At 69.2% G+C, this 24,519-nt stretch carries 20 protein-coding genes and 1 tRNA gene; 14 read left to right on the top strand and 7 right to left on the bottom strand.

Features of this window, described 5'->3' with window-relative positions; all coding sequences use genetic code 11:
* Positions 1–34 precede the first annotated feature (34 nt).
* From RR1_RS13200 to RR1_RS13190, 3 genes are all read right to left on the bottom strand, one after another.
* Positions 35–355, bottom strand: a complete 321-nt coding sequence (locus RR1_RS13200) for an acyl-CoA carboxylase epsilon subunit (RefSeq protein ID WP_010840419.1) — start codon at positions 353–355, stop codon at positions 35–37.
* Positions 352–1,983: an acyl-CoA carboxylase subunit beta gene (locus RR1_RS13195; RefSeq protein ID WP_040775678.1), complete on the bottom strand. Its 1,632-nt coding sequence runs from the start codon at positions 1,981–1,983 to the stop codon at positions 352–354. Before RR1_RS13195 ends, RR1_RS13200 begins: the two co-directional genes overlap by 4 nt.
* Before the next feature lie 124 nt (positions 1,984–2,107).
* Entirely contained in the window at positions 2,108–2,707 is a 600-nt protein-coding gene (locus RR1_RS13190) for a TetR/AcrR family transcriptional regulator (RefSeq protein WP_010840417.1), read from the bottom strand.
* Positions 2,708–2,822: 115 nt separating this feature from the next.
* Here RR1_RS13190 and RR1_RS13185 point away from each other — a divergent pair, with 115 nt between their 5' ends.
* Positions 2,823–3,989, top strand: a complete 1,167-nt coding sequence (locus RR1_RS13185; protein ID WP_040775674.1) for an acyl-CoA dehydrogenase family protein — start codon at positions 2,823–2,825, stop codon at positions 3,987–3,989.
* A 108-nt stretch (positions 3,990–4,097) separates the two neighbouring features.
* Here RR1_RS13185 and RR1_RS13180 read toward each other — a convergent pair whose 3' ends face one another.
* On the bottom strand, positions 4,098–5,426 hold the full coding sequence (locus RR1_RS13180) for a hypothetical protein (RefSeq protein ID WP_143153832.1): 1,329 nt from the start codon (positions 5,424–5,426) through the stop codon (positions 4,098–4,100).
* 257 nt (positions 5,427–5,683) lie between these two features.
* Positions 5,684–6,445 (bottom strand): GTP pyrophosphokinase, encoded by a 762-nt coding sequence (locus RR1_RS13175; protein ID WP_010840413.1) that lies wholly within the window; start codon positions 6,443–6,445, stop codon positions 5,684–5,686.
* Between the two features lie 59 nt (positions 6,446–6,504).
* Between RR1_RS13175 and RR1_RS13170 the strand changes: the two genes are divergently transcribed.
* The 3 genes from RR1_RS13170 to RR1_RS13160 are packed head-to-tail and all read left to right on the top strand — an operon-like array spanning position 6,505 to position 9,712.
* Complete coding sequence (locus tag RR1_RS13170; RefSeq protein ID WP_071990796.1) at positions 6,505–7,152, top strand: TetR/AcrR family transcriptional regulator; 648 nt, start codon at positions 6,505–6,507, stop codon at positions 7,150–7,152.
* Positions 7,149–8,084, top strand: coding sequence for an ABC transporter ATP-binding protein (locus RR1_RS13165; protein WP_010840411.1), 936 nt, complete (start codon positions 7,149–7,151; stop codon positions 8,082–8,084). Before RR1_RS13170 ends, RR1_RS13165 begins: the two co-directional genes overlap by 4 nt.
* A complete protein-coding gene (locus tag RR1_RS13160; protein WP_010840410.1) occupies positions 8,081–9,712 on the top strand; it encodes an ABC transporter permease in 1,632 nt (543 codons plus the stop codon). Before RR1_RS13165 ends, RR1_RS13160 begins: the two co-directional genes overlap by 4 nt.
* On the opposite strand, the gene RR1_RS13155 is transcribed toward RR1_RS13160, so the two are convergent.
* Positions 9,713–10,285 carry a dihydrofolate reductase family protein gene (locus tag RR1_RS13155; protein WP_040775672.1) on the bottom strand — a complete coding sequence of 191 codons (573 nt, stop codon included), beginning with the start codon at positions 10,283–10,285 and terminating at the stop codon, positions 9,713–9,715.
* A gap of 181 nt (positions 10,286–10,466) precedes the next feature.
* Here RR1_RS13155 and RR1_RS13150 point away from each other — a divergent pair, with 181 nt between their 5' ends.
* Positions 10,467–11,852, top strand: a complete 1,386-nt coding sequence (locus RR1_RS13150; RefSeq protein WP_010840408.1) for an HNH endonuclease signature motif containing protein — start codon at positions 10,467–10,469, stop codon at positions 11,850–11,852.
* Positions 11,853–11,884: 32 nt separating this feature from the next.
* Here the strand turns inward: RR1_RS13150 and RR1_RS13145 are convergent.
* A tRNA-Leu gene (locus tag RR1_RS13145) sits at positions 11,885–11,970 on the bottom strand.
* A gap of 293 nt (positions 11,971–12,263) precedes the next feature.
* Between RR1_RS13145 and RR1_RS13140 the strand changes: the two genes are divergently transcribed.
* The 9 genes from RR1_RS13140 (at position 12,264) to RR1_RS13100 (ending at position 24,457) form a co-directional block, all read left to right on the top strand.
* On the top strand, positions 12,264–13,628 hold the full coding sequence (locus tag RR1_RS13140; protein WP_040775669.1) for an FhaA domain-containing protein: 1,365 nt from the start codon (positions 12,264–12,266) through the stop codon (positions 13,626–13,628).
* 174 nt (positions 13,629–13,802) lie between these two features.
* Positions 13,803–14,264, top strand: coding sequence for an FHA domain-containing protein FhaB/FipA (locus RR1_RS13135; RefSeq protein ID WP_040775666.1), 462 nt, complete (start codon positions 13,803–13,805; stop codon positions 14,262–14,264).
* Positions 14,261–15,697 (top strand): PP2C family protein-serine/threonine phosphatase, encoded by a 1,437-nt coding sequence (locus RR1_RS13130; RefSeq protein WP_010840404.1) that lies wholly within the window; start codon positions 14,261–14,263, stop codon positions 15,695–15,697. The genes RR1_RS13135 and RR1_RS13130 overlap by 4 nt, the downstream gene beginning before the upstream one ends.
* Complete coding sequence (locus tag RR1_RS13125) at positions 15,697–17,142, top strand: FtsW/RodA/SpoVE family cell cycle protein (RefSeq protein ID WP_010840403.1); 1,446 nt, start codon at positions 15,697–15,699, stop codon at positions 17,140–17,142. The genes RR1_RS13130 and RR1_RS13125 overlap by 1 nt, the downstream gene beginning before the upstream one ends.
* Positions 17,139–18,626, top strand: a complete 1,488-nt coding sequence (locus tag RR1_RS13120) for a peptidoglycan D,D-transpeptidase FtsI family protein (RefSeq protein ID WP_010840402.1) — start codon at positions 17,139–17,141, stop codon at positions 18,624–18,626. The genes RR1_RS13125 and RR1_RS13120 overlap by 4 nt, the downstream gene beginning before the upstream one ends.
* 1 nt (position 18,627) lies before the next feature.
* Complete coding sequence (locus tag RR1_RS13115) at positions 18,628–19,998, top strand: serine/threonine-protein kinase (protein ID WP_010840401.1); 1,371 nt, start codon at positions 18,628–18,630, stop codon at positions 19,996–19,998.
* Positions 19,995–21,851 (top strand): Stk1 family PASTA domain-containing Ser/Thr kinase, encoded by a 1,857-nt coding sequence (pknB, locus tag RR1_RS13110; protein WP_010840400.1) that lies wholly within the window; start codon positions 19,995–19,997, stop codon positions 21,849–21,851. The genes RR1_RS13115 and pknB overlap by 4 nt, the downstream gene beginning before the upstream one ends.
* A gap of 140 nt (positions 21,852–21,991) precedes the next feature.
* Positions 21,992–22,672: a hypothetical protein gene (locus RR1_RS13105; RefSeq protein ID WP_174555428.1), complete on the top strand. Its 681-nt coding sequence runs from the start codon at positions 21,992–21,994 to the stop codon at positions 22,670–22,672.
* A 12-nt stretch (positions 22,673–22,684) separates the two neighbouring features.
* A complete protein-coding gene (locus RR1_RS13100) occupies positions 22,685–24,457 on the top strand; it encodes a GMC family oxidoreductase N-terminal domain-containing protein (protein ID WP_010840398.1) in 1,773 nt (590 codons plus the stop codon).
* Positions 24,458–24,519: the final 62 nt, after the last annotated feature.

The following is a 24,519-nucleotide window of genomic DNA, read 5'->3' as shown; positions in this document are numbered from 1 at the left end:
CGGGCGATCGATGAATCGGTGGTGCTGGTTCTCGTCAGTGACGAGTGTGGACGAACGACGTCGGCGAGAACACCTGCCCCGCGTGCGCGGTTCCGCTCCGCAGCCCGTACCCGGGTGCGCCCCAGGTGTCGGGCGTCGCCGGAGGGGGAGCCGCGGCCGCGGCGGCCCGTGCGACCGCCATCGCGACGATCGTCGCGATCTCCTCGTCGGACGGATTGCCCGAGATCCGCAGCATCGGCTGCGCGTCGGCCCCCGGCTCGTGCACACCGGCGAGCAGTTCGATGCTCACCAGCAGCTCGTCGATCGGGGCCGCGTTCGTGGCGAGGCCGGGCGTCACATCGTCTTTCGTGGTCATAGCGGGATGTTTCCGTGCTTCTTCGGGGGCAGAGTCACCATCTTGCGTTCGAGCAACCGCAACGCCTTCACGATCTGGCCGCGCGTGTGGCTCGGCGGGATCACGGCGTCGACGTAGCCGCGCTCGGCGGCGACGTACGGATTGACGAGGGTGTCCTCGTACTCGTTCTGCAGCTCGATGCGCAGCGCGTCGACGTCCTCGCCCGCCTCCGCGGCGGCCGCGAGCTTCTTGCGGTACACGAAGCCCACCGCACCCGACGCGCCCATCACGGCGATCTGCGCCGTCGGCCACGCGAGGTTCACGTCGGCACCCATGTGCTTGCTGCCCATGACGTCGTACGCACCGCCGTACGCCTTGCGCGTGATGACGGTGACCTTGCCGACCGTCGCCTCGCCGTACGCGTAGAGCAGCTTCGCGCCGCAGCGGATGATGCCGCCGTACTCCTGATCGGTGCCGGGAAGGAAGCCGGGGACGTCGACGAGCGTCACGATCGGGATGTTGAACGCGTCGCACGTGCGCACGAAGCGCGCGGCCTTCTCCGACGCGTCGATGTCGAGGCAGCCCGCGAACACCGTCGGCTGATTGGCGACGATCCCGACGCTGCGGCCGTCGATACGGCCGAACCCGATGATGACGTTGCCGGCGCGGCCGGCCTGCACCTCGAGGAAGGCGTCGTCGTCGAGCAGCCGCGAGATGACGTCGTGCATGTCGTACGGCTGGTTCGCACTGTCGGGGATCAGCGTGTCGAGTTCGAGGTCCTCGGCGGTCAGCGACTCCTCGACGGCGCCGTCGACGGGCGAGGTCGGGGCGATCCGCGGCGGCGAGGCCTGATTGTTCGACGGCAGGTACGCCAGCAGATCCTTGACGTAGTCGAGCGCGTCGTGCTCGCCGTCGGCGACGTAGTGCGCGACGCCCGACTTCGTCATGTGCGTGTGTGCGCCACCGAGCTCCTCCATCGTGACGCTCTCACCGGTGACCGTCTTGATGACGTCCGGACCGGTGACGAACATCTGCGACGTCTGGTCGACCATGACGACGAAGTCGGTCAGCGCGGGCGAGTACACGTGTCCACCCGCAGCGGCGCCCATGACGATGGAGATCTGCGGGATGACACCCGACGCGCGCACGTTGCGATGGAAGATCTCGCCGTACAGGCCGAGCGAGACGACACCCTCCTGGATGCGTGCGCCCGCGCCCTCGTTGATGCCGACCAGCGGACGGCCCGTGCGGATCGCGAGGTCCATGACCTTGACGATCTTCTCGCCGTAGACCTCGCCGAGCGAGCCACCGAAGACCGTGACGTCCTGCGAGAACACGCACACGTCGCGGCCGTCGATCGTCCCGTAGCCGGTGACGACGCCGTCGCCGACGGGGCGGTTCGACTCGAGCCCGAAGTTCGTCGAGCGGTGCTTCGCGAGCGCATCGAGCTCGACGAACGAACCCTCGTCGAGCAGGAACTCGATGCGCTCACGTGCAGTGAGCTTGCCCTTCGCGTGGACCTTCTCGACTGCCTCGGGTCCACCGGGCTCGTTGGCCTGCGCCGTGCGCGCCCGCAGATCGGCGAGCTTGCCCGCGGTCGTGTGGATATCCGGGGCCGCCGCTTCGGACGGATCCTGGACACTGGTCATGGAGCACACCTTCCCGATATCGAAACACGGCACGCGCCGTGGGTGGTCGCCGCGCCGCGGATCACGCGGCACGAGTCGAGTGGGGCAGGGCCTGTGCCCTGCGGGTGACGGAGTTCGCGAACGGTCATACGCGAATCCCCGCCGTGAGGATTGCCGCCAGCTCGCGGTACGCCTCGCCGTCCCCGAGCCCCGTCGACTCGGCGACGCCACGGTTCTGGATACGTACCATCATGGTCGCCGTGAGATCGGCCGCGAACGCGGCATCGACTCCGCGGAACTCGCCCGCCTCGACACCCTCGACGATGAGCTCGTGCACGTGGGTCGCGGCGATGCTCGTGTTCTGCTCGTACACCTCGCGCGCGGGCTCGAAGGCGGCGACGTCCGCCATGAACTGATCCGAGCCGGGCGCGAGCGCGACACCGACCGCTGTGAGATACGCGACGATGCGTTCGCGTGCGGATGCGCCCTCCGGAACGGCTGCCGCAACCTGATCTGTAACGCGGCGAAAGAAATGAACGGTAGACGCACGGACGAGTTGTTCCTTCGAACCCGCCAGCGTGTAGAGGGTCGACTTCGAGCACCGAAGCCGGGCGGCGATGTCGTCGAGCGTGAGATGCGCGAACCCTTCCGCGAGGAAGAGGTCGGTGAGCTGGTCGAACAGCTGTCCCCGCCGCGCCGTCGCGAACGTGCGAGCACGCGCGCCGCCGACGATCAGCTGATCCATGCCGAAGACAGTACTACAGGACTGTCCGTAGTACTGTATGAGACTCACGGCACATGGAATATCACACAACGGGTCACGCCACACTCGCGCGCGGCCCGTGCGAGGAGCGAACACGATGGCCACCGAGCGCGGACCACGCCCTGTCGACCGGCTGCTACCGACCGACGAGGCCCACGACCTCATCGAGCTCACCCGCGACATCGCGGACAAGACGCTCGCGCCGATCGCCGCCGAGTACGAGAAGGCCGAGAAGTATCCCGACGTCGCGTTCGCGACACTCGCCAAGGCGGGCCTGCTCGGCCTCCCCTATCCCGAGGAGTGGGGCGGCGGCGCGCAGCCGTACGAAGTGTATTTGCAGGTGCTCGAGGAGATCGCCGCTCGGTGGGCCGCCGTCGGAGTCGCCGTCAGCGTCCACGGCCTGTCCTGCCACCCGCTCGTGAACTTCGGCACCGAGGAGCAGAAACAGCGCTGGCTGCCGTCGCTGCTCGCGGGCGACACGATCGGCGCCTACAGCCTCTCCGAACCACAGGCCGGCTCCGACGCCGCCGCACTGACCTGCCGCGCCGTCCGCGACGGCGACGACTACGTCGTTCGCGGCACGAAGGCGTGGATCACCCACGGCGGCATCGCCGACGTCTACAACCTCTTCGCGCGCACGGGCGAGGGGTCGAAGGGCGTCTCGTGCCTGCTCGTCGACCGCGACACCGACGGCCTCTCGTTCGGCAAGCCCGAGGACAAGATGGGACTGCGCGCCGTCCCCACCGCGGCAGCGACCTACGACGACGCGCGAGTGCCCGCGGACCGGCTCGTCGGCACGGAGGGCCAGGGTCTGCAGATCGCGTTCAGCGCCCTCGACTCGGGACGGCTCGGCATCGCGGCCGTCGCCACCGGCATCGCGCAGGCCGCACTCGACGAAGCCGTCCGGTACTCGCAGGAACGCGAGACGTTCGGCAAGAAGATCGCCGACCACCAGGGACTCGGATTCGTGCTCGCCGACATGGCCGCCGCCGTGGACTCGGCCCGTGCGACGTACCTCGACGCCGCGCGCCGTCGCGACGCGGGACGGCAGTACTCGCGCGCCGCATCCGTCGCGAAGCTCGTGGCGACCGACGCCGCGATGAAGGTGACGACCGACGCCGTGCAGGTGCTGGGCGGCAACGGCTACACCACCGACTTCCCTGCAGAGCGCTACATGCGGGAGGCGAAGATCACCCAGATCTTCGAGGGCACCAACCAGATCCAGCGCCTGGTGATCAGCCGCACCCTCGCCGCCTCGTTCTGAGCCGCATCGCCGTAGGCCGTTCTGCACCCCTAATAGCACTCTGCACCCCTACCAGTTGCCCGGTAGGGGTGCAGAGTGACGAAAGGGGTGCAGAACCGCGGGAGCGGATCAGGCGGTGAGCGTCTCCAGCGCGAGCTCGCCGTTCGGGCCGACCGGAGCGGTCGCCTGAGCGACAGCCGTCGCAGCGCTCTCGACGGCGACGACGACACCCTCGCCACCGATCGCCACGATCGAGCCACGCAGGCCCTCGAGCGCCTGCGGCGCCGCGAGAGCAGCATTGCGCGCTGCGTCGACGGCCAGATCGCCACCAGGCAGGCCCGCGATCTGATCGATCGTCTGCTGCGTCTGCGCCTTCACCAGCACGGCGTCCTCGGGCGAGATCACGGGGAGGGGCTCGGGAGCGGGAGCCGGAGCCGCCTCGGGAGCGTCCGCCAGGACCTCACCCTCGACGACGGGCGCCGGAGCGACTTCCTGCTGCTCGACGACTTCCTGGCCACCGAACGCCGTCGCACCGATACCGGCACCGATGGCACCGCCGACTGCTCCGCCGATCAGTGCAGTCGGAATGCCCGCAACCGCCGCACCCACGCCAGCACCGATAGCAGCGCCCTGAGGAGCAAGCACGTACGAAGCCGGTGTTGCACCCGCGCCGCCAATGGTCCAGCCAATCAGACCGCCAGTCCCCGCGCCGACCGCTGCACCGAGCAGCGCCGGCGGAATGCCGGCGACCGACGCACCGATGACGGCACCGGTCGCACCGCCGGCGATGGCACCCGCCGTCGCACGGTCGGCCTGCGACGCATCGACACCGAGGTCGGTGAGGAGGTTGCCACCGTCGGCCTGGAGGGCAGCTGCGGTGTTGTTGAAGCGCTCGGCGTCGTCCTCGGAGATGAAGCCGGGGCGATCGAAGAGCGCGTGACCGATGAGGATCTTGCCCTCGGGAGCCTCGATCGGCGCGATGCGCTTGACCTCGACGGTCTCGACCGGGACGGGTGCCGACTCCACGACGGCGGGCTCGACCTCGACCGGCGCTGCGGTCTGCGGCTCGCTCCAGCCCTCGCTGTACTCCTGCGAGTACGACTGCGGCTGCGTGTAACCGGGATCGGTGTAGACCGGCTCCGGCGCGACGGCCTGCGGCTGCACCGTCTGCGGGGCGATGTAGCCCTGCTGGAAGTCGTCGTACGTGCGCCACTGCGCGTTCTGCACCTCGGGCGACGGCGTGTAGCCCGGGAGGTACTGGCGCGGCTTCTCCGGCTGCGCCGGCAGCGTCACGCCCGGCTGCTGCGACGGGCTGCTCGGCGACGTGACGCCCGGCTGCTGTGCCGGTGCGGCCTGCGCGACGGAGGCTGCTGCCAGCGCCAGTGCGACCGGGATCGTCGTCGTGACAGCGGCGCGCTGCCGGGCGCGCCTGTGGCGGCCCCGAGATTCCTTGCTCATGCGTTGTTTCCTTCGGGTAGTGGCGAGCCGTGAACGGCCAACTCCGAAGGGTCGACAGGGTCGTTGCACACGGCCGACGGCCGGTGAACGACGCGGACATGCGCAGACAGCGAGAAAGCCGAGAAAGGCGCAATTCCCCCCCGTTGACATCGTCCCCCCGAACCCCTTCCCAGCGTTGATTCCAGACCATTGCCGGAACGAGGGCATAGTACAACTGTCCAGTCCGCTAGGCGAGATCGGGATACATGTGACGCGCGTTACCGCATATCGGGGTCGTCGTCACGCCCGCTCGCGAGGAGCTCGAGCAGCTCGCGCGGGATGGGTGCGGCACCCGAGGCGGGCGACCTCGGCGATACCTCGGCCCCGAGCCGCGACACCTCGGTGTGCAGGCGCTCCATCTTCTGGTCGAGCTCGCCCGCGGCCTGGGCGGCCTCGGTGAGCTCCTCCAGCAGCTCGGACGGAATCTCCCGGTCGTACTTGTAGTAGATCTTGTGCTCGAGGCTCGCCCAGAAGTCCATGGCGATCGTGCGGATCTGCAGTTCGACCCGCACCTTCTGGACGCGATCGGTGAGGTACACCGGGACCTCGACGATGAGGTGCAGGCTCTTGTAGCCGTTCGGCTTCGGCGCGGCGATGTAGTCCTTGACCTCGATCAACCGCAGGTCGGACTGGCCCGTGATCATCTCGGCGAGGCGGTACGTGTCGGAGATGAAGCTGCACGTGATGCGGATGCCGGCGACGTCGTTGATCCCGGCACGGACGGCGTCGAGCGTGAACGGCAGACCGCGGCGACGGATCTTGCGCAGCAGGCTCTCGGGGCTCTTGACGCGCCATTCGACGTGCTCGATCGGCGAGTAACGGTGCAGGTGGGTGAACTCCTCCTGCAGGATCTCGATCTTCGTCAGCAGCTCACGGGCGCCGAACTCGTACTCCATCATGAACCGCGTCAGGTCGTCGCGGAGCGTGGCGTAATCGAGCTCGCCGTCTGCACCGGAAGCCGGTCCGAAATCGACAGTCACAGCATCCAGTGTGCCAAAACCCCTCTCCCGCGACTGAACACGAATATAAGATGCTGAACATGAGTTCAGCCGAGGACCGGACGGCGCGCGCACGAATCCGTGACGCCGCGGTCGAGGTGTTCGGCCGTGAAGGGTTCTCCGCCTCCGTCCGGACGATCGCGGCGCGCGCGGGCGTGAGCCCGGGCCTCGTCATCCATCACTTCGGATCCAAGGAGGGTCTGCGGCAGGCGTGCGACGACCGCATCGACGCCCTCATGGCCGACAAGATCGCGACCGTGTCGGGGCCGGGCGAGATGGGGCCGGCCGTGCTGGCCTACCTCTCCGACACCGACACGCTCGGCGGCGTCTACCTCTACGCGATCCGGAGCATCCAGGCAGGCGGACAACTGGCACACGGCCTCTACGACCGGCTCACCCGCGCCACTCGCCGATACCTCGAGACCGGTGTCGCCAACGGGTCGATCAGGCCCGGCGCCGACGAGGACGCACGCGCCGCCTACCTCGTACGGCATTCGCTGGGCATCATGCTGACGGACTTCCTGCTGCACCCGCCCGCGCCGGACGACGGCACCGCCGAGATCGTCCAGGGCTATCTCGCGCGCAACGCCGCGCCCGTCGTCGAACTGTTCACGTTCGGAATGCTCACGGACACAACCTTGTACGACGACGTCCTGAAACACTTCCCACCGACCGGAGGCACTTCATGAGCACGTCCCACGACGTCGTCGACGTCCGCGATCTCCGTAAGACGTTCGGTTCGGTCGTCGCGCTCGACGGACTGGATCTCGGTGTCGCGCAAGGCGAGGTGGCCGGATTCCTCGGACCCAACGGCGCCGGGAAGTCGACTGCCATCCGCGTCCTGCTCGGCATGTACCGCGCCGACGGCGGCACCGCGCGCCTCTTCGGCTCCGACCCGTTCGCCGATGCCGTCGCACTGCACTCGCGGCTCGCGTACGTCCCCGGCGACGTCTCGCTGTGGCCGAAGACGACGGGCGGCGAAGCGATCGATCTGCTTCTCTCGCTGCGCGGCGTCGACGTCGCGACGTCACGCAAGAAGGAACTGCTCGAGGCCTTCGAACTCGACCCCACGCGGCGCACCGACACGTACTCGAAGGGCAACCGGCAGAAGGTCGCACTCGTCGCCGCGCTCGCCGCCGACGTCGACCTGCTCGTGCTCGACGAGCCCACGTCGGGCCTCGATCCGCTCATGGAGGCGACGTTCCGCCGCTACGTGCGCGCCGCGGCGGAGCGCGGAACCTCGGTACTGCTGTCGAGCCACATCCTGTCCGAGGTCGAAGCGCTCTGCGACACCGTCACCATCATTCGTGCCGGAAAGACCGTGCAGTCCGGCACTCTCACCGAGTTGAGGCATCTGCGCCGCTCGAAGGTCACCGTCGATCTGCCGGACGGCAACGGCGTCGAGACGCTGCGCGCGATGCACGGCGTACACGATTTCGACGTCGAACGCACCGAGCACGGAGCCGACTCCGTGACGTTCCACGTCGACGGCACCGACGTTCCGCGCGTCGTCGCCACGATCGCCGAACTCGATCCCGCGGGCCTCACCATCGCGCCGCCCTCGCTCGAAGAGCTCTTCCTCCACGAGTACGGCGCCCACGACGACGAGGTGCGATCATGAGCGCGCCCGCCGCCGTCCGGGGCACCGTCGTCCAGAGCTCGCCGCTCGCGGGATGGGGGACGCTCGCGCGCATCGCATTCCGGAACGAGCGGCTCGCGATTCCCGTCACCGCGATCGTCTTCGTGCTCATGTACGTCTCGACGGCCGCTGCCCTGACCGAGGCGTACGGGACGCAGCAGAGCCGCGACGCCCTCGCCGCGACGGCGGGAACCAACCAGGCCTTCCTTCTCCTGCTCGGTCCGCTCGACCACACCCAGTCCGTCGCCTCGGTGATGTCGTGGCGCATCGGCCTGTTCCTCGTCACGACGCTCGCGGTCCTCGTCGTCCTCACCGTGGTGCGGCACAGCCGGAAGGACGAGGAGCTGGGGCGGCTCGAACTCGTCCGCTCGGGACGAGTGGGAGCGCTCGCACCGATCGCCGTCGCGATCGCGTACGGAGCCACGCTCTCCGTCGTCACGGGTGCTGCGGCGGCTGCCACGTTCCTCGCCTACGGCGGCGACGGCATGTCGTCGCTTGCCGTCGGAATGCAGTACATCGGAGTCGGTCTCGCCGCGAGCGGTATCGCTGCCGTCACGGCGCAGATCGCGACGACGGCGCGCACCGCGAACACCATCGGCACCGTCGTCGTCGTGGCCGGCTATGCGTTGCGCGGCGGCGGTGACGTCGAGGAGTCGCTCGGCTGGCTGCGCTGGCTCTCGCCCGTGGGGTGGGCCCAGGAGATCGATCCGTTCGGCGCCAACCGGTGGTGGCCTGCACTGCTCTGTGTGTTGCTGTTCCTCGTGACGGCGGGCGCCGCGGTGTGGATGCAGGTGCACCGCGACCTCGGCGGTGGGCTCATCGCGCCGCGACCGGGGCCTGCGGGTTCGACGAGACTGAAAGGCCCGCTCTCGCTGACCTTTCGGATGCACACCGGCGCGTGGGCGTCGTGGACGATCGCGGTCGCCGCGTACAGCGCGCTCGTCGGATTCCTGCTGACGTCCGTCGACTCACTCGCCGGTGATTCCGATCAGATGCAGCAACTCATCGAGCAACTCGGCGGTTCGGGTGCGCTCGCGGACTCGATGCAGGTGGTGATCTCCGGCTTCATCGCGCTCGCCGCCGCGGCATGGGCGGTCACCGTCGCGACGCACATGCGGTCCGACGAGACCGCAGGGCGCGTCGAGACGACGCTCGCGACGCGCGTGTCGCGGCGTGCCCTGTTCGGCTCCGCGGGGTTCGTGACGTTCCTCGGTGTCGCGGCGATGCTCGTCCTCTCGGGGCTGTGCATGGGTGTCGCGCACACGATCACATCCGGGAACTGGGGCGACGTCGGCCGTGGTGTCGCAGCGTTCGCCGTCCAGATTCCGGCGGCGCTGGTCGTCGGCGCGGTGGCGCTCGTGCTGTACGCGTGGCTGCCGCGCATGACAGGGCTGAGCTGGGGAGTCCTCGTCGTGGTGCTCGTCGTCGGGCTGTTCGGCGAATTGCTGCGGCTGCCGCAGTGGGTGCGCGACATCTCGCCGTTCACGCACACGCCTGCGGTGCCGCTCGACAGCGTCGATCCGGTTCCGCTGATCGCGATGTCCGTCGTCGCGGGCGTGTTGTTCGCCGTCGCCACCGTGGGGTTCGGACGCCGCGACATCCCCAGCTGATCAGCGAGAGCGCGCGTACTCGACGACCTCGACACCGGACGTGAACGCCTTCGTGTCGACGAGGTCGAACCGCCTCGGCGAGTAGGCGTTCGGCGCGAACGCGGGAATGCCGCCGCCGAAGACGATCGGGTGGCGCTTGAACACGATCCGATCGATCTCGTCGGCCAGCTGCGTTGCAAGGTTTCCGCCGCCGCACAACCAGATGCTGCTTCCCGCTTCGTCTTTGAGGGAACGGACGACGTCGACGGGATCGTCGTCGGTCACGGTCAGGTTCTCGCCGGCACCGGTGTGATTGCGGGAGAAGACGATCTGCCGCAGGTGGCGGTACGGGCTCTCGCCGCCAGGGACGCCGAGCCCGACGGCGTAGGTGTTCCACCCCATGAGCACGGTGTCGAAGCACGAGCGGTCCTGCGCGATGCCGAGGTGATCGGCACCCGCCGTCGGGATCGCGTCGGCGAAGCGTGCGAGGTCGGCCATGTGGTCGCCTTCGAGCGAGAACGCGTCGAACGCGCCGTCCGGGCTCGCGAGGTGGCCGTCGAGGCTCACCGCGGCGTAGTACACGAGTTCACGCATGTTCCACTCCAATCACTACGAACATTGTGGTCTGAAACTACAACACATGGAGTGGTATGGGAAGTGCTTTCTTTCGCCGGTCGTTGAGCGTGGAGGCAGCCCGCGAACTCGCCCGACAGCGTTGGACAGTCCCACATCGGAACCCCTTGACTCGAACTCGTGTTCTAACTATGGTGTATCCATGGGGTCGGGGGAAGATTCTTCGCTTGTCGCGCACGGTGATTCACTGTGGCAGCAGACCGATGCCGAACTGCGTAGCCGAGCGTTGACGCTCTCGGAGCAGATCGCCCGCCTCGAAGCCGAGCGGATCACCGTGATGGGTGAGATCGAAACCCGCCGCGCGACCGATGATCTCGGCTATCGCGACGCGGGCACCTGGCTCGCCGCGCGCACCACACTCGAACCGGGCGCCGGGCGTGCGATCGCCCGGGTCGGCGTCGCGCTACGCGAGATCCCCGAGTTCGCCGCGGCCGTCGGCGAGCTGCGGATGTCTCCGCGACACGCCGAGATCGCGGCCTCGTTTCTCCTCGACCCGCCCGGCCTGCTGGCCGCGCTGCGCGAGTCCGACCCGCACCGCTACGAGGTCGTCGGTGGGCAGTGCATCGAGGCGTTCCTGATCGCCGCGGCCCCTGGGCCGGGCGTGACGGCCGCGAGCGTGCGCCGCGTCAAGGAACACCTCGAGGCGCGCCTGGCCACCGATACCGCACCGGCCAAGGACCGTGCCGACCTCAACCGGCTGTCCGTGTCCCCGACACTGCACGGGCGCGTCCGGATCGACGGCGACCTCGACGCCCTGTCCGGCGAAACCCTGCTGACCGCCCTGTCGAAACTGTCCGCGCCTGCTCCCGCGGCCGACGGCACCCGCGACCGCCGCACTGCGCAGCAACGACGCGCCGACGCTCTCACCGAGATCGCGCGGCGCTTCCTCGACACGGGTGCTGCCGGAAACGAAGCCGGCGAACGTCCCCACGTCACCGTCGTCATCCGAGACACCGGCCTGACACAGCCACCGCAGCGATCCACCGCCACACGCGGGGCCCGATTCACTCGCTGCCACGGCACCCACCGGCCGCCTGTGGCCACCACGGACAACCGACCCGGCCCAGCCGACGTGGACCTCGATTTCGCGTCACTGGGCCTGCCGGACATGCCGTGGACCGGGCACATCACCACCCGCACCGCACGACTGATCGCATGCGACGCCCGCATCACCGCACTGACCGTCGACGACGACGGCATCCCACTCAGCATGGGCCGCACCACACGCCTGGTCACCGCCGCCCAACGCCGCGCGCTGCACGTACGCGACCGCGGCTGCGCCTACCCCGGCTGCACCACACCCTCTGCCTGGACCGACGCACACCACATCGTCCACTGGGCAGACGGCGGACCCACCGATCTCGACAACCTGATCCTGCTCTGCCGACACCACCACCGACACGTCCACGCCTCCGGCGAACACATCCGATTACGCGACGGACGGCCGCATTTCGCGCGGACGGGCGCCGAACCGCGAGGGCCGTTGAAGTCGTGCGGCCGAAGCCGTGAGAACAGCAGAAACGAGTAAGGCCCCAACCATTCGGTTGAGGCCTTACTCGATGGTGGGCGAAGGGGGACTTGAACCCCCACGTCCCGAAGGACACTGGCACCTGAAGCCAGCGCGTCTGCCATTCCGCCACTCGCCCTCGAGCGACCGCAACACTAACACAGCAGGTCTGAAGACAACGATTCCGCAGGTAGGAGGCCTGCAGAAGGATGCTTCCAGACCGTGATCGTTCTGCAACGTGCTGGGCGGGTTGCGTCGATATCATGCAGACACGATCGGACCGGGGTCGTATCGTTCGCGTTCGCGCCCAGTGGGTCGGACCGAACAGGCAACTCGACACAGTACCGTGGTGGTCACACCGCGGTCCGGAACGACACGATCGCGGACGAGAGAACGGCCCGAAGGTGGCCGGGTGAGTGGAAGGAGACACCGATGGGCATCGTGGCCCGCTTCGAGCGCAAGCTGCAGGGCGCCGTCGGTGACGCGTTCGCTCGGGTTTTCGGCGGCGGCGTCGTCCCGCAAGAGGTTGAGTCGGCGTTGCGGCAGGAGGCATCGGATCGCGTCGAGCACCTCGACGGCGGTCACATGCTCGCGCCCAACAACTACGTCATCACGATCAACAACTCCGATCACGACGCCCTCGCCGCCGACCGTGACATCACGGCCAAGGCATTCTCTCGGCACCTCGAGGACTACATCCGTGAGCAGGGCTGGCAGACGTACGGCCCCGTGCAGGTGGTGCTCGAGCCGTCGCAGTCGCTCCACACCGGCCAGTTCCGTGCATCCGGCTCCGTCGACCCCGACGCAGGCCGCCGCGATCCGGGCCGCGCGCCGAGCGCCCCGCCCGGCCCTCGACCAGACTCCCGGGTGCTGCCGCCACCCGGTCCGGCGGCACCGAGCCGTCCCCAGTTGTCCACCCCCGACATGCCCAACGCAGGAGCTGGCCCCATGACGCAGAACTCAGGCTACGACGCCGGCCGCGAGCCCGCGGCAGGCCGCAACCAGGATCCGCAGTACGTGCGCAACGGCCACACTCGCGCGGACCAGGACCAGCGGTACGCCCAGAGCCCGCAGAACGGGTACGACCACGGTGCCGGCGAGTACCAGGGCGGCTACGGGCAGGGGTACGGCCAGGGCTACGCCGGCGAGCAGCAGGGGTACCAGCAGGACTCGTACGACCGCGGCTACGGACAGAACTACCAGGATCAGGGCTACCAGCCGCAGGGTTACCAGGATCAGGGCTACCGGGACCAGGGTCACCAGGACCCCGGCTACCGCGACCAGGGCTATCAGGACCAGGGCGGCTACGCCGATCCGGGTTACCAGCCGGGCGCCTACCGCGACCAGGGCTACCAGCAGGATCAGGGTTACCGGCCGCAGGACTACCAGTACGACCAGGGCGGGTACGACGACGCGTACCAGCAGCAGGGTTCGTACGACCGTGGCTACCAGCAGGATTACGCCTACGAGCAGGGCGGATACGCGCCGCAGGGCTACGCGGACGGCCACACCTTCACCGCGACGCTGCAGCTCGAGGACGGCAGCGGCCGTCACTTCCAGCTGCGCGAGGGCAGCAACATCGTCGGTCGCGGGCAGGACGCACAGTTCCGGCTCCCCGACACCGGTGTGTCGCGTCGTCACATCGACATCCGGTGGGACGGCCGCGTCGCGATGCTCTCGGATCTGGGATCGACCAACGGAACGACCGTCAACGGCGCTCCGGTGCAGGATTGGCAGCTCGCGGACGGTGACATCATCCGCGCCGGCCACTCGGAGATCCTCGTTCGCATCGTCTGACGCGTCGGCGGCCCAGCCGTGTCCGGTCGACATGACGTGACCGACACGGCACGGCCGACGTGTCCGAGGACCCTTCGATGTGTGTGGCAGTCCGTATCCTGAGCGCGGATACGGGTTGCCCCTATGATGCTGCAATCCTGGTGCAGTCGTGTGACCGGAAGGAGGTGGACCGCCGTGCAGGGATTGATCCTGCAGCTCACCCGCGCAGGCTTTCTGCTGTTGCTGTGGCTTTTCGTGTGGTCGATCATCCGGTCGCTGCGCACCGACATCTACGCGGGTTCCGGCGTCCGCGTCCCGACCCGTTCGCGGGGCGGCTCGGTGCTGCAGTCGCTCGGTAAGCAGAAGGTCGCGCGCACGCTGGTGGTGACGCAGGGCGCGCTCGCGGGCACCCGCATTCCGCTCGGCACGCAGCCCGTTCTCATCGGCCGCGCCGACGATTCGACTCTCGTCCTCACCGACGACTACGCCTCGACCCGGCACGCACGACTCTCCCCTCGCGGCACCGACTGGTACGTCGAGGATCTCGGCTCGACGAACGGCACCTATCTCGATCGCGCCAAGGTGACGACGGCCGTCCGCGTCCCGCTCGGCACCCCCGTGCGCGTCGGCAAGACCGTGATCGAGCTGCGCCCGTGACACTCGTCCTGCGTTACGCGGCGCGCAGCGACCGCGGCCTCGTGCGCTCCAACAACGAGGACTCGGTGTACGCCGGTGCGCGGCTGCTCGCACTCGCCGACGGCATGGGCGGGCACGCGGCCGGCGAGGTGGCGTCGCAGCTGATGATCGCGGCCCTCGCGCACCTCGACGACGACGAGCCGGGCGCCGACCTCGTCGGCAAGCTCGGGCGGGCCGTCGCGACCGGCAACGAGACGATCGCCGAGCACGTGCAGGAGGAGCCCGAGCTCGACGGGATGGGCACGACGCTCACCGCGATCCTGTTCGCGGGATCCAAGCTCGGTCTCGCGCACATCGGCGATTCGCGCGGCTACCTGCTGCGCGGCGGCACACTGACGCAGATCACGCGCGACGACACCTTCGTCCAGTCGCTTGTCGACGAGGGCCGCATCACCGCCGAGCAGGCGCACACGCATCCGCAGCGTTCGCTCATCATGCGGGCGCTCACGGGCGGCGAGGTCGAGCCGACCCTGACGGTGCGTGAGGCGAAGGCGGGCGACCGCTACCTGCTGTGCTCGGACGGCCTGTCGGACGTCGTGAGCGACGAGACCATCCAGAACACCCTCGCGGAGGGCACCGAGGACGAGGCCGCGGACCGGCTCATCGAACTCGCATTGCGCAGTGGCGGTCCCGACAACGTCACCGTCGTCGTCGCGGACGTCATCGACCTCGACTACGGGCAGTCCAATCCGATCGTCGCGGGTGCGGCGTCGAGCGAGGACGAAGAGGACACCCCGCCTCCGAACACGGCCGCGGGCCGCGCGGCCGCGATGCGTCCGCCGCGCGCGACCCCGAAGCGCGTCGTCCCGCAGGCCGCCGACGAGCCGCCGCCCAAGAAGCGTCGTGCGCTGTGGTGGGTCGTCGCGGTTGTCGGCGTGCTCGTGGTCCTCGTCGCGGGCGCCGTCGCGGGCAGGTTCCTGATCCTGAACAACTACTACGTCGCCGCCGACGACGACCGCGTGTCCGTGATGCGCGGCGTCCCCGGCTCGGTGTTCGGCTATTCGTTCCAGAGCACCGAGCTCGTCGGATGTGTCACGGACGACGGCGAACTCACGCTCGTGCCGCCGGATCCGCTTCCGGCGACGTGCGACGTCCTCACCGTCGACGATCTCGCGCCGTCGGCACGCGCGCAGGTGCGTGCAGGTCTGCCGTCGGGCAATCTCGACGACGCCCGCGGCCAGATGCAGCGGCTCGTCGACGGCGACCTGCTGCCGGTGTGCGCCGATCCCACCACCGCGACTCCCCCGCCGCCGGCGCCCGCGCCCGGTGAACCGGCGCCCCCGGCTCCCGCGCCCGCACCGGAAGGCGGCGCCGAGCCGGCCCCGCCCACCGAGGGTGCGCTGCCCGAGGGGCAGGCGCCCGCGCCCGGTCAGAACTGCAGGGCGGTCGGCTGATGTCGGTGACGCAGACCGGTTCCTTTCCGAGCCCGCCCGGCGGGTTCGCCCCCGCTCCGGCGCAGCCCACCCGACGGGGAACCGAATTACTGCTGCTGGGGCTCGCATTCGTCGTGACGACGGTGTCGCTGATCCTCGTGGAGGCGAGCCAGGAACAGTCGATCACGTGGGACATCGGGAAGTTCGGCATCGCGTTCGTGGTGCTCTACCTGGTGGCGCATCTCGCGGTGCGACGGTTCGCGCCGTACGCGGATCCGCTGATCCTGCCGATCGTCGCGCTGCTCAACGGGCTCGGCCTCGTGCTCATCCACCGGCTCGATCTGGCCGACGAACAGTCGGCGGCCGCCCTCGGCACCGCTGCGCCGTCGTCGGACGCCAATCAGCAGATTCTGTGGACGGCCGTCGCGGTCGTGTGTTTCGTCGTGATCATGGTCGCGCTGCACGACTACCGGCTGCTCGCGCGCTACGGCTACACGCTCGGGCTCGTGGGGCTCGTGTTCCTCATGATCCCGGCGCTGCTGCCCGCGAGCCTGTCCGAGGTCAACGGCGCGAAGATCTGGATCCGGCTGCCCGGGTTCAGCATCCAGCCGGGTGAGTTCTCGAAGATCCTGCTCATCATCTTCTTCGCGACGATCCTCGTGCAGAAGCGCGAGCTGTTCATGACGGCGGGCAAGCACTTCCTCGGGATGGACTTCCCGCGCGCACGCGATCTCGGTCCGATCCTGCTCGCGTGGGCGGTCTCGGTGGGCGTGCTCGTGTTCCAGAAGGACCTCGGCACGTCGCTCCTGCTGTTCGGCACGGTGCTGGTGATGATCTACATCGCGACCGAACGCGCGGCGTGGCTGGCGATCGGGGCGACGCTGCTCGCGATCGGGTTCTTCTTCGCCTATCAGATGTTCGGTCACGTCCGGGTGCGTGTGCACACGTGGATCGACCCGCTCGGCGACTACAACAACACCGGGTACCAGATCTCGCAGTCGCTGTTCGGCCTCGCGACGGGCGGGATCGCGGGCACCGGTCTCGGCAGCGGGCGCCCGAACACGGTGCCGTTCGCGAAGACCGACTTCATCGTCGCGACGATCGGCGAAGAGCTCGGTCTGATCGGTCTCGCGGCGATCCTCGTGTTGTTCCTCGTGCTCATCGTGCGCGGTCTGCGCACGGCGCTCGCGGTGCGCGACAGCTTCGGCAAGCTCCTCGCGGCCGGCCTGTCGTTCACGATCGCGATCCAGGTGTTCGTCGTGGTCGGTGGCGTCACCAAACTGATCCCGCTGACGGGACTGACGACGCCGTTCATGTCGTACGGCGGATCGTCGCTGCTCGCGAACTTCATCCTCGTCGCGATCCTCATCAAGATCTCCAACGCGGCCCGTGAACCGGCGGCGCCGCGCAAGCGTCCGCTGCCGCCGATCGCGGACGCGCAGACCGAAATGGTGGAGCGGCGATGAACACTCCGCTGCGCCGAGTCGCGCTCGCCGTGATGGTGATGGTCGTCGCGTTGCTCGCCAACGCGACGTACGTGCAGGTCATCAAGGCCGACGATCTCCGTTCGGACCCGCGCAACTCACGTGTTCTGCTCGACGAGTACTCGCGGCAGCGCGGTCAGATCTCGGCTGCCGGCCAGGTGATGGCGCAGTCGATTCCGACCGACGATCGCTACAAGTACCTGCGGACGTATCCGGCGGGCGAGGGCGTGCCGTCGAGCCCGCTCGCGAACGCTCCGGTGACGGGCTTCTACTCGATGCAGTACGGCAGCACGGGGCTCGAGAACGGGATGGATTCGATCCTCAACGGCTCCGACAATCGGCTGTTCAGCCGCCGGTTCTTCGACATGGTGTCCGGGCGCGATCCGCGCGGCGGCAACGTCATCACCACGATCGACCCGGTGATGCAGCAGGTCGCGTACGACCAGCTGACCTCGCGCGGATACACCGGTTCGGTCGTGGCGATCGAGCCGAGCACGGGTCGCATCCTCTCGATGGCGAGCACGCCCAGCTTCGATCCGAACGAGCTGTCGAGTCACGACGGCCGCGTGAGCACCGAGGCGTGGGAGCGGCTGACGTCCGATCCGGATCAGCCGATGCTCAATCGCGCCGTGTCGCAGACCTATCCGCCCGGCTCGACGTTCAAGGTGGTGACGACGGCCGCGGCGCTCGGCGAGGGAGCGACACCCGACACCCAGCTGACGGCGGCCCCGCAGATCACGCTGCCCGACACCGCGACCACGCTCGAGAACTACGGCGGCGCGACGTGCGGCGGCGGGCCGACGGCGTCGCTGCGCGAGGCGTTCGCCCGCTCGTGCAACACGGCGTTCGTCGAACTCGGCGAGCAGGCGGGTGCCGACGCACTCGAGTCGCAGGCGTCGGCACTGGGCATCGGCGACGAGATCACCGGTGTGCCGTTCCCCGTCGCACCGAGCACGATCGGCTCGATTCCCGACGGCGCGGCGCTCGGCCAGTCGAGCATCGGGCAGCGCGACGTCGCGCTCACTCCGCTGCAGAACGCCGTGATCGCCGCGACCGTCGCGAACGGCGGCGTCCGGATGGAGCCGCAGCTCGTCTCCGAGTTGCAGGCTCCGGACCTGTCGAGTCTCGGCAGCCCGTCGCCCGTCTCGAACGGCGAGGCGTTCTCTTCCGAGGTCGCGGCGACGCTGACCGATCTCATGGTGGCGTCCGAGAATCAGACCGGTGGGACGGGTCAGATCCCCGGCGTCCAGATCGCGTCGAAGACGGGGACGGCCGAGCACGGCAGCGATCCGCGGAACACGCCGCCGCACGCGTGGTACATCGGTTTCGCGCCCGCCGAGAACCCGACGATCGCGATCGCTGTCATCGTGGAGGACGGTGGCGATCGCGCACTCGCCGCGACGGGTGGCTCCGTCGCGGCGCCGGTCGGTCGCGCCGTCCTCCAAGCCGGATTGCAGGGAAGGTGACATGGCTCTTCAGAACGGCGCCCTGATCGCCGACCGATACCGGCTGATCCGGCTCATCGCGACCGGCGGCATGGGTCAGGTGTGGGAGGCGGACGACACCCGGCTGGGACGACGCGTCGCCGTCAAGGTGCTCAAGTCCGAGTTCTCGACCGACCCGGAGTTCCTGGAGCGGTTCCGCACCGAGGCCCGGACGACCGCGCGGCTCAATCATCCCGGGATCGCCGGGATCTACGACTACGGCGAGACCAGCGACGCGTCGGGCGACTCGACGGCGTACCTCGTCATGGAGCTCGTGAGCGGGGAACCGCTCAACACGGTGCTCTCGCGTGTCGGACGGCTGGCGGTCCCGTACGCGCTCGACATGCTCGAGCAGACGGGCCGTGCGCTGCAGGTCGCGCACGAGGCGGGCGTCGTGCACCGCGACGTCAAGCCCGGCAACATCCTCATCACTCCGCAGGGCCAGGTGAAGATCACCGACTTCGGGATCGCGAAGGCGATCGACGCGTCGCCCGTGACCCGCACCGGCATGGTGATGGGAACGGCGCAGTACATCGCGCCCGAGCAGGCGATGGGGCAGGACGCGACGTCGTCGAGCGACGTGTACTCGCTCGGCGTGGTCGGCTACGAGGCGCTCTCGGGCACCCGGCCGTTCACCGGTGACGGCGCGCTGACCGTCGCGATGAAGCACGTGCGGGAGACACCGCCACCGCTGCCGGCCGGGCTCGCACCGAACATCCGCGAGCTCATCGAGATCACGATGTCGAAGGAACCGGAGTCGCGGTACGCGACGGGCGGCGAGTTCGCCGACGCCGTCGCCGCCGTGCGCGCCGGACGCTATCCGCCCCAGCCGGGGACGGTGTCCGACCGCACGACCCGCGTCATCGCGCCGCCGCCACCCCCGCCGACGGACCGCACGCGCGCGATCCCGCCGACGCAGCAGACCTACGCGGCCGCCGACACCGCGGGATTCGGCGACGAGCCCGGGAAGAAGGGCCTCACGAGCGGGCAGAAGGCCGTCGCGTGGGCCGCCGGCGGGCTGCTGCTGCTGGCGGTACTCATCGCCGGTGGGCTGCTGCTGCTCGGCGGCGGAGGCGACGACGACCCCGCTCCGGCGCCGACGACGTCCACGCTGCGTACGCTCACGACCGCACCGACGACGACGTTCACCACAACGTACGAACCGCCGCCGACGACGCAGGCACCGCCGCCCGTCACGACGACACCGCCGCCCGTCACCACGACGACGACGGAGCCGCCCGTCACCACGACGACGACGGAGCCGCCCGTCACGACGACGGCCGAGCAGACGACAACCGAAGAGACGACCCCGCCGGAGGAGCAGATCCCCGCGAACCCGCAAGGACAGCAATGACGACACCGCGCAACCTCTCGTCCCGTTACGAGCTGGGAGAGATCCTCGGGTTCGGCGGTATGTCGGAGGTCCATCTCGCGCGGGACGTCCGCCTCAGTCGCGATGTCGCGATCAAGGTGCTGCGCGCCGATCTCGCGCGCGATCCCACGTTCTATCTGCGGTTCCGCCGGGAGGCTCAGAACGCTGCTGCGCTGAATCATCCGGCGATCGTCGCCGTCTACGACACGGGCGAGGCGGAGACCGAGGCGGGTCCGCTGCCGTACATCGTCATGGAGTACGTCGAGGGCGACACGCTGCGCGACATCGTCCGCACGTCGGGTCCGCTCACGCCGCGCCGCGCGATGGAGGTCGTCTCCGACGTCTGCGCGGCCCTGGACTTCTCGCACCGCAACGGCATCGTGCATCGCGACGTCAAGCCCGCCAACGTGATGATCACGCGGAACGGCGCCGTGAAGGTCATGGACTTCGGCATCGCGCGCGCGATCTCGGATGCGTCGCAGTCGATGACGCAGACGGCTGCCGTGATCGGAACGGCGCAGTACCTGTCGCCGGAGCAGGCGCGCGGGGAGCAGGTGGACGCGCGTTCGGACGTGTACTCGCTCGGTTGTGTGCTGTTCGAGGTGCTCACGGGTGAGCCGCCGTTCTCGGGCGATTCGCCCGTCGCGGTGGCGGTGCAGCACGTGCGCGAGGATCCGCGGCTGCCGTCGACGCTGAATCCGGACATTCCGCGCGAGCTCGATTCGATCATCCTCAAGGCGATGAGCAAGAACCCCGCCAACCGCTACCAGTCGGCGGCGGACATGCGCAGCGACCTCGTGCGCGTGCTGGGCGGTCAGCGTCCGAGCGCGCCGATGGTGATGAACGACGACGACATCACGACGATCATCGGCGCCGTCGGCGACGACGATCGTCCGGCGCGGGGCGGCGGCAAGCGGTGGAAGATCGCGCTGCTGAGCCTCGCGGGGATCGCGGTCGTCGCGATCGTCGGGTTCTTCCTCGCCAGCGTGTACAGCGCACCGGGCCGCACGGAGGTCCCGGACGTCACGAATCTCGCGGCCGATGAGGCCGAGACGACGCTGCAGAACGCGGGGCTCCGGGTCACGCGCCAGGTCAAACCCGATCCGGTGGTCGCCGAGGGCAATATCGTCGGCACGCGGCCCGTCGGTGGTGCCGCCGTCGACGAGGGCAGCACCGTGACGCTCGAGGTGTCGAGCGGTCCCGCGCAGGTCGACGTGCCGCAGTTGACGGGCATGACGGCCGACGAGGCTCAGCGAGCACTCGCGGACGTCGGGCTCACCCTCGACCGCGACGTCGAGGAGGGTCCGTCGAGCCGCGAGGACGTCGACAAGGTGATCGATCAGGATCCGTCCCCCGCGGCGAGCATCGCGTCGGGCAGCCCCGTGAAGATCACGGTGGGCTCCGGTCCCGAGCAGATCCGCGTCCCGGACGTCACGGGCCAGCAGGAGGACGTCGCACGCGCGAACGTCGAGGGCGCCGGGTTCGAGGTGGACGTGTCGACCGTCGACTCCGGCCAGCCTCGCGGGACCGTCGTGTCGATGAACCCGCCCGGCGGAACGTCGGCGGACAGCAACTCGACGGTCGAGTTGCGGGTCTCGACGGGCAGCAACATCCCGATGCCGGATCTGACGAACCAGACGGTGTCGCAGGCGCTCGCCACGCTCCGCCAGTCCGGCTGGACGGGGACGTCGCAGCAGTTGCAGCAGTCGCAGACGTCGACGCTCGATCCCGACATGGTCGGCAAGGTGCTCTCGCAGCAGCAGCCGCCGGGGTCGGAGGTCTCGCGTGACGCGACGATCTCGGTGAACGTCGGTCAGCTGGGCATTCCGCGCTGAGTGGGGCCTCGGCGCCACGTCCAGCCCAACATCTGTACCGTCCGGTGTGTCGGAATCGTCGAGTGTGACACACCCCCGTAGTGTCCGCGTCACATGACGACGGTCACGGTGGACGTGGCACGGCACGAGGGGTTGCGGTGGTGGAACGACCGACGGCCGAGGTCACACGGCGACGCTTCCTGACGAGCGTGGGCGTCACGGGCCTGCTGCTCGCGGGCGTCGGCTCACGGTTCGCGCCCACCGCCGCGGCACAGTCGGCCGAGATGCCGCTGCCGCCGGTGCGCGACACGACGGCCGGCATTCTCGCGTTCGTCGTCCCGGGTGACGACGCGTGGTCGCGGCACCAGGGTGTCGCGACGGATCGACCGGGTGGCGCGACACCGGGTGCGTGCGCGTCGCTCGAGCGGACGTTCGACGCCGCTGTACCGTTCCCGCTGCTCGGTCCGGCGTTCGGGATCACGCTGCCGGGCGCGGCGGCGATCAGTGCGCTGATCAATCTCTTCACGGTGACGATGGACGGTGCGTCGGTGCACGGCCCGTTCGCAGCGCCGTTCGCGAATCTCTCGCACGCCGCGAAGGCGCACGTCTTCGAGCTGCTCGATGTCGATCCGCTGCTGCCCGGTCTGCCGCTGAAGTTCGCGACCAACGCGATCCCGACGCTCGCCGCGTTCGCGGCGTACTCCGAGGTGTCCGCCTTCGACCGGCGGACGCGGACGCTCACCGGACGGCCCGCGGGCTGGGAGCTGAGCCGGTACGAAGGCGTCTCGGACGGGTGGGACGAGTTCCGCGGCTACTACCGCGGCGTGGACGACGCAGGCTGAACAGGAGACACCATGACCGACGTGATCGTCATCGGCGCCGGTGGGGGTGGCCCCGTCGTCGCGAAGGAGCTGGCCGCACGCGGGCTGGACGTGCTCGTCCTCGAGGCGGGGCCGCGATTCGCGGACCCCGAGAACGAGTGGACCCATTTCGAGGACGACGCGAACAACCCGATCACCGGGTTCCTGCGGGTCGGCCCGGGTGATCGCGGCCAGGCGCCGTGGCTGCGCGATCTGCCGCAGAGTTCGTTCGTGTGGCAGGTGAGCGGCGTCGGCGGCACGACGTTGCACTACTTCGGCAACTGCCCGCGCGCGGCGCCGGGCGTCTTCGCGGGGTACGACGGCGCCGACCGCGACATGTACGACACCGCACATCTGTTCCCGTTCGGCTACGACGAGCTGCGCCGGTACTACGAGTGGTGCGAGACGACGCTGCCCGTCCAGACGGCTCCGATGGGAACGAAGGAGGAGGTGTTCCTGCGCGGGGCGGCGGCGATGGGGCTGGCGCATCAGACCTCGCTCGACATCACCGAGCCCGCGCATCGCGCGCAGCAGAACTCGATCCTGCAGCCGGGCGGGACGGCGGGCCGCACGAGCGATCCGGCGCAGCTGCATCATCCGCAGGCGACCGGCTGCACGATGTGCGGGCACTGCTACCAGGGCTGTTACCTCCCGAAGGGCGCGCCGCGCAACCTCAAGGCGCGCCGTTCGACCGACAACTCGTACGTCCCGATGATGCTCACGGCCGATGTGTGGGCGCAGGGCGGGCGGCCCGCGCGGCTGATCGCCGACGCCTTCGTGACGAAGATCCTCGCGCACGACGTCCACGGCGAGACGACGGCGCACGGCGTCCGGTTCCGGACGTCGGACGGCGCGATCCACGAGGAGACGGCGGCGGTCGTCGTCCTGGCGGCGGGGTGTGTCGAGTCGCCGCGGTTGTGGTTCCAGTCGCTGCTGCCGAACCCGAACGACTGGGTGGGACGCGGTCTCACCGATCACCACATGGACGGCGTGTTCGGGGTGTTCGACGAGTACACGGGGCAGACGAAGGGCGCCGGTTCGAATGCGCGCGTGGACTATCCGGGGTACGGCGGCATCGAGCAGATCTGCCTGCCGCCGGCTCTGCAGGCGTACGCGCTGAACTTCTCCGACTCGGGCATCTCGGGGTACGGGCGCGGCGGCAGCGTCGTGGACGGGCGTGGCGCCGACACGTACGGGCGGCTCGTCGGACTCGATCTGCTCGAGACGCTCGACGACGCGAACCGGACGCTGAGCGCGCTCGTCATCGCCGACGACGACGTCGAACCCGAGAATCGCGTGACGGTGCCGGGCATCTTGCCGCCCGACGAGCACGGTCTGGCGCCGAGAGTGACGGTGCGACACCGGAACCGCTCGGCGCGCACGCGGCGCAATCGCGAGTACTGCACCGAGCGCGCCGTCGAGTTGCTGCGGGCCGCGGGCGCGAAGTCGGTGCACCGCTGCGACTGGCCGCCGCTGATCCTGCACTCGCAGTCGAGCATGCGGATGGGTGAGAGCGAGCGTGATTCGGTCCTCGACTCGGATGCGCAGGCGCGGTGGGTCAAGCGGCTGTACATCGCCGACAACTCGGCGCTCGCGAACGGCGTGGGCGGGCCGAATCCGACGCTGACGACGCAGGCGCTCGCGACGCGCACCGCCGAGAAGATCTTCGCGACGTACTTCGGCGGCGATCCGTGGGTGGGCCGCGAGAATCCGGTGTCGTCGATCGACGACCGCGTCACCGAAGCCGTGATCGCACGGGGGTTGTGACGAGCGCACGCACGAAATCCACTGAGCGGGAACGCCGTCCGCACAGTGGGTCCCGCGGTGCT

Source organism: Rhodococcus rhodnii NBRC 100604, from assembly GCF_001894925.1.
GTDB classification, from domain to species: Bacteria; Actinomycetota; Actinomycetes; order Mycobacteriales; family Mycobacteriaceae; genus Rhodococcus_F; species Rhodococcus_F rhodnii.
The sequence above is the reverse complement of the archived record's forward strand: the minus strand, read 5'-3'. Positions and strand labels throughout refer to the sequence as shown.

Bases quoted from the DNA above. Each gene is read 5' to 3' on its own strand.
- pknB (WP_010840400.1), top strand. From the start codon at position 19,995: ATGACGACACCGCGCAACCTCTCGTCCCGTTACGAGCTGGGAGAGATC.
- RR1_RS13170 (WP_071990796.1), top strand. From the start codon at position 6,505: ATGAGTTCAGCCGAGGACCGGACGGCGCGCGCACGAATCCGTGACGCC.
- RR1_RS13195 (WP_040775678.1), bottom strand. From the start codon at position 1,983: ATGACCAGTGTCCAGGATCCGTCCGAAGCGGCGGCCCCGGATATCCAC.
- RR1_RS13150 (WP_010840408.1), top strand. From the start codon at position 10,467: ATGGGGTCGGGGGAAGATTCTTCGCTTGTCGCGCACGGTGATTCACTG.
- RR1_RS13180 (WP_143153832.1), bottom strand. From the start codon at position 5,426: ATGAGCAAGGAATCTCGGGGCCGCCACAGGCGCGCCCGGCAGCGCGCC.
- RR1_RS13200 (WP_010840419.1), bottom strand. From the start codon at position 355: ATGACCACGAAAGACGATGTGACGCCCGGCCTCGCCACGAACGCGGCC.
- RR1_RS13120 (WP_010840402.1), top strand. From the start codon at position 17,139: ATGAACACTCCGCTGCGCCGAGTCGCGCTCGCCGTGATGGTGATGGTC.
- RR1_RS13125 (WP_010840403.1), top strand. From the start codon at position 15,697: ATGTCGGTGACGCAGACCGGTTCCTTTCCGAGCCCGCCCGGCGGGTTC.
- RR1_RS13190 (WP_010840417.1), bottom strand. From the start codon at position 2,707: ATGGATCAGCTGATCGTCGGCGGCGCGCGTGCTCGCACGTTCGCGACG.
- RR1_RS13140 (WP_040775669.1), top strand. From the start codon at position 12,264: ATGGGCATCGTGGCCCGCTTCGAGCGCAAGCTGCAGGGCGCCGTCGGT.
- RR1_RS13165 (WP_010840411.1), top strand. From the start codon at position 7,149: ATGAGCACGTCCCACGACGTCGTCGACGTCCGCGATCTCCGTAAGACG.
- RR1_RS13115 (WP_010840401.1), top strand. From the start codon at position 18,628: ATGGCTCTTCAGAACGGCGCCCTGATCGCCGACCGATACCGGCTGATC.
- RR1_RS13155 (WP_040775672.1), bottom strand. From the start codon at position 10,285: ATGCGTGAACTCGTGTACTACGCCGCGGTGAGCCTCGACGGCCACCTC.
- RR1_RS13100 (WP_010840398.1), top strand. From the start codon at position 22,685: ATGACCGACGTGATCGTCATCGGCGCCGGTGGGGGTGGCCCCGTCGTC.
- RR1_RS13185 (WP_040775674.1), top strand. From the start codon at position 2,823: ATGGCCACCGAGCGCGGACCACGCCCTGTCGACCGGCTGCTACCGACC.
- RR1_RS13160 (WP_010840410.1), top strand. From the start codon at position 8,081: ATGAGCGCGCCCGCCGCCGTCCGGGGCACCGTCGTCCAGAGCTCGCCG.